We start from the raw sequence: 454 nt of genomic DNA on the forward strand, positions 1-454 counted from the left end.
GCTACAGCCAGCCGCTTTCCGCCCATCTCGGCCTCGATCTCTACGCCCGCGCGCAGACCTCGTTTGGCAAGCCGCTGCTGCAGTCCGAACAGATCGGGCTGGTCGGCGCGAACGGCCTGTCGAGCTTCGACGCCGGCGCGCTGCAGGGCGATTCCGGCTATGTGCTGCGCGGCGAGCTGTCCTCACCCTGGTACGTCCCGTTCACCGGCGGCATCGTTTCGTTGTCTCCCTACGTGTTCGGCGCTGTCGGCCAGGTGCATCTCGAAATGCCGACCGCGCTCGAGACGGCCAACATCGTCGGCGCGTCATACGGGCTTGGCCTTAAGGTCGGCACCGCGCTGGCGGGTGACGCGACCAACGCCAGCCTGACGCTGGAATGGGGCCGCCAGCATCGCGACGATCACCTGCCGACAAGCGATCGCTTTTCGCTCAGCGGCGCCGTCCAGTTCTAGAG

The 454-nt window shown here is 67.0% G+C and carries 1 protein-coding gene; it reads left to right on the plus strand.

Going from position 1 to position 454, the window contains the following annotated elements; translation table 11 throughout:
- Positions 1-452 (plus strand): ShlB/FhaC/HecB family hemolysin secretion/activation protein (locus EN906_RS37670; protein WP_281060490.1); only part of this gene is annotated, 452 nt, incomplete at its 5' end.
- Positions 453-454: the final 2 nt, after the last annotated feature.

The organism is Mesorhizobium sp. M7A.F.Ca.CA.004.06.1.1 (assembly GCF_003999135.1).
In the GTDB taxonomy this organism is placed as follows: domain Bacteria; phylum Pseudomonadota; class Alphaproteobacteria; order Rhizobiales; family Rhizobiaceae; genus Mesorhizobium.